The 4,823-nt window shown below is 67.9% G+C and carries 5 protein-coding genes and 1 pseudogene; 3 read left to right on the top strand and 3 right to left on the bottom strand.

Features of this window, described 5'->3' with window-relative positions; all coding sequences use genetic code 11:
- Positions 1–204 (bottom strand): annotated as a pseudogene (locus F4X11_19580) (IS5/IS1182 family transposase).
- Between F4X11_19580 and F4X11_19575 the strand changes: the two are divergent.
- Together F4X11_19575 and F4X11_19570 are read left to right on the top strand one after the other, a co-directional pair.
- The gene (locus F4X11_19575; GenBank protein ID MYN67202.1) at positions 112–1,095 is read left to right on the top strand and encodes a putative hydro-lyase; all 984 of its coding nucleotides are present in this window, start codon (positions 112–114) and stop codon (positions 1,093–1,095) included. The pseudogene F4X11_19580 and the gene F4X11_19575 sit on opposite strands and share 93 nt — an antisense overlap.
- 150 nt (positions 1,096–1,245) lie before the next feature.
- Positions 1,246–1,977, top strand: a complete 732-nt coding sequence (locus tag F4X11_19570; protein MYN67201.1) for a DUF433 domain-containing protein — start codon at positions 1,246–1,248, stop codon at positions 1,975–1,977.
- On the opposite strand, the gene F4X11_19565 is transcribed toward F4X11_19570, so the two are convergent.
- Positions 1,964–2,599 carry a hypothetical protein gene (locus tag F4X11_19565; GenBank protein MYN67200.1) on the bottom strand — a complete coding sequence of 212 codons (636 nt, stop codon included), beginning with the start codon at positions 2,597–2,599 and terminating at the stop codon, positions 1,964–1,966. The genes F4X11_19570 and F4X11_19565 overlap by 14 nt on opposite strands.
- A 16-nt stretch (positions 2,600–2,615) precedes the next feature.
- Positions 2,616–3,404: an NUDIX hydrolase gene (locus F4X11_19560; GenBank protein MYN67199.1), complete on the bottom strand. Its 789-nt coding sequence runs from the start codon at positions 3,402–3,404 to the stop codon at positions 2,616–2,618.
- 83 nt (positions 3,405–3,487) lie between these two features.
- Here F4X11_19560 and F4X11_19555 point away from each other — a divergent pair, with 83 nt between their 5' ends.
- Positions 3,488–4,399 (top strand): hypothetical protein, encoded by a 912-nt coding sequence (locus F4X11_19555; protein MYN67198.1) that lies wholly within the window; start codon positions 3,488–3,490, stop codon positions 4,397–4,399.
- The last annotated feature ends 424 nt before the right edge of the window (positions 4,400–4,823 follow it).

Below are 4,823 nucleotides of genomic sequence, written 5' to 3'. Positions count from 1 at the left end.
TGGGGGTCCCTTTTCACGTTGCCACGGGGGTCCCTTTTCAACTTGCCATTTCCACTCGTACGGGACGTAGAACGCCGTCAGGTCCAGACCGTCCACCAGATCGCTGACGTGATGCGCCAAGTGGCCCTCGGGAAGCCACTCCCGCACGTCGGGCGGCAACAGCAGCGACTGGTCCGGCGCGTAGGGGCGGAATGTGGTCGACATCGAGTCCTTCCGTCGTCGGCTCGCGCCTACAATTGTCGCATCTGTTTTCTGCGGCGCAGACTCCTAGCCCGCTGGAGGTCCTTCGCCATCCGCACCACCGCCCTCGACTGGAACGCCGCGGACCCCGTCGAGGTCCGGCGTCGCATCCGCGCCGGTCGGCATCGCGGCCAGACGGGCGGACTCGCCCCGGGCTACGTCCAGGCCAACATTGCCGTGCTGCCGGCGGCCTACGCCGACGAGTTCGCCCGTTTCTGCCAGCGGAATCCCAAGCCCTGTCCGTTGCTCGCGATGTCCGAGCCGGGCCGTCCACGGCTTCCGGAACTTGCCGAAGACCTCGACCTGCGCACCGATCTCCCGAGCTACCGGATTTTCCGCAACGGGGAGCACGATAGCGACGTCGCGAGCATCGGCGCCCTCTGGCGGGACGACTTCGTGGCGTTCGCGCTCGGCTGCTCCTTCTCGTTCGAGGAAGCGCTGGTCGATGCCGGTCTCCCGCTCCGGCACTGGAACGACGGCAGCGTGGTCCCGATGTACCTGACCAACCTCGAATGCGCGCCGGCCGGCCGATTCCGCAGCCGACTGGTGGTGTCGATGCGGCCCTTCGCGCCGGCGGACGCCATCAGGGCGGTGCAGATCACGAGCCGGTACCCGCGGGTGCACGGCGCGCCGATCCATCTCGGCATGCCGGAACGCATCGGGATCGACGACATCGAGCGCGCGTGGCAGGGCGACGATCCCGTCGTCGCATCCGGCGAGCTGCCCGTCTTCTGGGCCTGCGGCGTGACCCCGCAGGTGGCGCTGCGCGCGGCGCGCCCGCCCCTCGCGATCACCCACACGCCGGCGCACATGCTGGTCACCGACGTCCGGAACGCATCGCTCGCGGTCGGGTGAGGGTTGTCCGCCGGTGGGCCGGTTCAGACAGCGATCCAACCACGCTCGGTCGGCGGCGACCGGCGCGGAATCCGCCCGCAGCCCGGCGATCTGGAGACTTGTCGTAGTCTGGTACTCGGGATAGGATTCTCGCGCGACAGGGGGAGACTGGTGGCAACAGCGACGCGGTACAGACGTCGTGCCGGGTCTAGGCAGCCCCACTCGATTCCGGCCTATACCAAAGCCGAGGCGTCAAGATACCTCAAGATTCCTCACCGGACGCTCCACGATTGGGTCTCCGACCATAGCGATCCTGGCGGCAGGCGCCTGCGTCCGCTAGTAGGCATCGCCGATGCCTCGCAGTACCTCCTGTCGTTCGAGAACATGCTCGAACTGCACGTTTTGGCAGCCCTCCGGCACGTGCACGGCGTTCGGATGCGTGTGATCAGAAACGCGCTGGACTATCTGCAGACGAAGCTCGGCGTGGCTCGCCCGCTGATCGACGAACAGATGCAGACGGACGGGAAGACGATTCTCGTTCGCCGCCTCGACCAACTGATCGACGCCGGCCACCAAGGGCAGACCTCGATGCTGGAGCTGCTCGACGTACACCTGGATCGGATCGAGCGCAACACGGCCGGGATCGCCACCAGGCTCTTTCTCTTCACGCGCAAGAGCCCACGGGATCGGCATGCAGCGGAAAGCCAGCCTCGCACCATCGCCATTGATCCGGCCGTCGCGTTCGGAAGGGCCGTGATCGTCGGATCGCGTGTCTCGACCGCGGAGGTGGCAGACCGCTACAAGGCGGGGGATTCCATCACGGATCTGGTTCAGGACTATGGGCGAACGGCGGCGGAAATCGAGGAAGCGATCCGATGCGAGCTCAGCCTCAAGGCAGCCTGAGCCCGTCTTCCTTGTCGATCACAACCTCGGAACGCGGCTCGTCCCTGAAGCCCTGCGACACGCCGGCGCGACCGTTCAGGTGCTCACGGATCACTTCGATTCCAGCACCGACGACGAAACGCTCCTGACCGCCGTAGGCGCACGAGGATGGGCGTTTCTCTCGAAGGACCGCAACATCCGACGCCGCCCGCTGGAGCGTCAGGCGCTCATGAATGCGAGGGTCCAGGCCTTCCTGCTCACCGCAGCCGACTTGTCGGGAGAAGAGCAGGCGGCGGTGCTCGTCAAGGCGCTTCCACGCATCCGACGCCTCTGCCGACGACCCGGGCCGTTCATTGCCCGCATTACCGCAGTCGGCGACGTGGCCATCGTCGAGGAACTGCCCAGGCGTGCTCGTCCCGGCAGACGATCCGGGGGCTGACGACGTCGGTCGCGAGCTGAGGTCAACCGGGTATCGGTGCTCGCGATGGGCGCGCAGCGCATCGCTGCCCCGTTGCCGGCCCGCGATCCGCTCCACGCGATTTCCGACGCTTCGGTGATCCCTCCTGGACGATTCCGAGGAGATTGCCGCCGCGATGCCGACCATCAGGCCGCGGGCGCGTTCGGTCGCGTCACTCGTTCGCATGGCCAGTCATCTGGGATTAGTCCTTCCCTTCCTTTGGCGGCTTGCGCACCGCCGCTCGTCTCCGTTTCGCCGGCGGACGGTCCAAGGGTATCGCGGGCCGGTCGTCGAGAACGGTCGATTCGCTGACCGACCAGAGCGCCGCCGGGCGCCCGGGACGAGCCCGCGGCGCCGACGCGGCCTCGATGCGCTTCTCGAACGCGCCGCTCTCCTGGACGTTGCGCTGGAAGTTCCCCGGATCGAGGCGCGTGTTCCAGACCGCTTCGTAAACGCGGCGAAGCTGGCCGATCGTGAACTCCGGGGGGCAGAACCTGGCGGCGAGGGCCGTGTACTCGAGCTTCGCGCGGGTCCGCTCGACGGCGTCCCGCACGATCCGTTCGTGGTCGAACGCGAGGCGAACGCGGCCGCGCTCGATCTCCTCGACCGGGGTCACGGCCGCGGCGGCGGCATCCCCGCCACCGCGCAATAGCGGCAGATCGGCGTAGATGGCCCAGTAGGCGACGGTGACCACCCGCATGCGCGGGTCCCTGTCCGGAGTCCCGTAACTGCCGAGCTGTTCCAGGTGCGAGGGGCTCGCGCGCAGTCCGGTTTCCTCTGCAAGCTCCCGCGCTGCAGCCGCGTCCAGATCCTCGTCGGGCCGCACGAAACCGCCCGGCAGCGCCCAGGCGCCCAGGAACGGTTCTTCGCCCCGTTCGATCAGCAGCACCTGCAGCGCGTCGTCCCGGATGGTGAAGACCGCCAGGTCCACCGTGACGGCGAAGCGCGGGTAGTCGCCGGGGTGGTAGTCGTAGCTGCTGCGGAGGGCCACGCGGTGAAAATATATTGTGGCCTTGACAAAATCAAGCGCGAGTCCTAATATTGTCACTCAAACAATAACGATTCGAGGTGACCATGAACGTACCGAGTCTCGACGCCGCGGCGATCGGCTGGCCCATCACCCGTCTGGGGGTGTCGTTCTTCCCCGTGTACCTGGCGACCAACGGCCTGCCGGCCATCGAGACCGGCGATGGCTCCGGGCTGGTCGTGGACGAGCTGGACGAACCGTCCGTGAACGCGCTGCGGGTGCGCAACCCGGGCGACAAGCCGGTGCTCGTCGTCGAGGGCGAGCACTTCCTCGGGGCCAAGCAGAACCGCGCCGTCAACGTGACCGTGCTGGTGCCGGCCCTGCGGGATCTGGAGATCCCGGTCTCCTGCCTCGAGCGGGGCCGCTGGGGCCGCCGCCGGGCGGCGCGGCGCGACGAGGCGTTCACGGCGACTCGCGTGCGCGCCCGCAAGAACGCCGGCGTCGCCGCGTCCATGCGCGACAGCGGCTCGCGAGAAGGCGATCAGGGAGCCGTCTGGCGCGAAGTCGACGAGATGCTGAACCGCGCATCCGTGCAGTCGGCCACCGCGGCGGCGGCGGACATGAAACAGGCGGCGCACAGCGGCCAGCCGTCGCGCGCCGCGACCATCGAGAAGCTGGCCGCCCGCGGGCCGCTTCCCGGCCAGTGCGGCATCGTCGTCGTCCACGGCCGCCGGGTGACGGCGATGGACCTGTTCGGCGCACCGCACCTGCTGGCCGCCCACTGGGGCGGGCTCATCCGGTCGAATCTCCTCGAGTCGCCGGTCGCGACGGGAAAGCCGTCCGCCACGGCGGTCCTCGAGGTCGTCCGCCGCTTCGCTTCGGCGCGCGCGCAGGAGACGCCGGGCGTGGGGCTGGGCGTCGAGCAGCGTGTGGCCGACGATCGAGTCTCCGGTCACGCCCTGACGCTGAACGGGACGCTCGTGCACGCGGCGTTCTTCACCGGGAGTCCCCGAGAGTAGCCCGTGGCGGCAGCAGGCAGGAAGGCTCGTGTGGCCATACGTCGGACGACGAAGGACTCGTTTCTCGGCGACCCCGACGTAGAGGAACTGTCCAAGTGGATAGCGGCCCACTTTCGTCCGTCGTCCGGGTGGGAGCACAGCTACGTCAATCGCAAGACTGACGATGGGTGGTCCTGTTGCGGTTTGGCAGACGCGTTCGGGCAGTACTCCTGGCGGGGCAAGTCATGGCGAGAGACCACGGAGCGACTCGACCGTCTTCGGCATGATCTCCGAAGCGCCGTGGAACGACGAAACACTGAGGATGCGGTGGCGGTTTGCGAACAGGTCCTGCGCTGGGGCGGCGTCTCGGCGCACAACGTGCGCCGTCTGACGGAAGTTTCCAGGCCGATCGCTGATAAGTCACTGTTGGTGGTGGAGTTACAGG

This window comes from Acidobacteriota bacterium (genome assembly GCA_009861545.1).
Classification (GTDB): domain Bacteria; phylum Acidobacteriota; class Vicinamibacteria; order Vicinamibacterales; family UBA8438; genus WTFV01.
Note: the sequence above shows the minus strand (reverse complement) of the source record. Positions and strands in the feature narration are given on the sequence as shown.

Excerpts from the sequence above, each read along its gene's own strand:
- F4X11_19575 (MYN67202.1), top strand. The coding sequence starts at position 112 with ATGCGCCAAGTGGCCCTCGGGAAGCCACTCCCGCACGTCGGGCGGCAA.
- F4X11_19565 (MYN67200.1), bottom strand. The coding sequence starts at position 2,599 with ATGCGAACGAGTGACGCGACCGAACGCGCCCGCGGCCTGATGGTCGGC.
- F4X11_19555 (MYN67198.1), top strand. The coding sequence starts at position 3,488 with ATGAACGTACCGAGTCTCGACGCCGCGGCGATCGGCTGGCCCATCACC.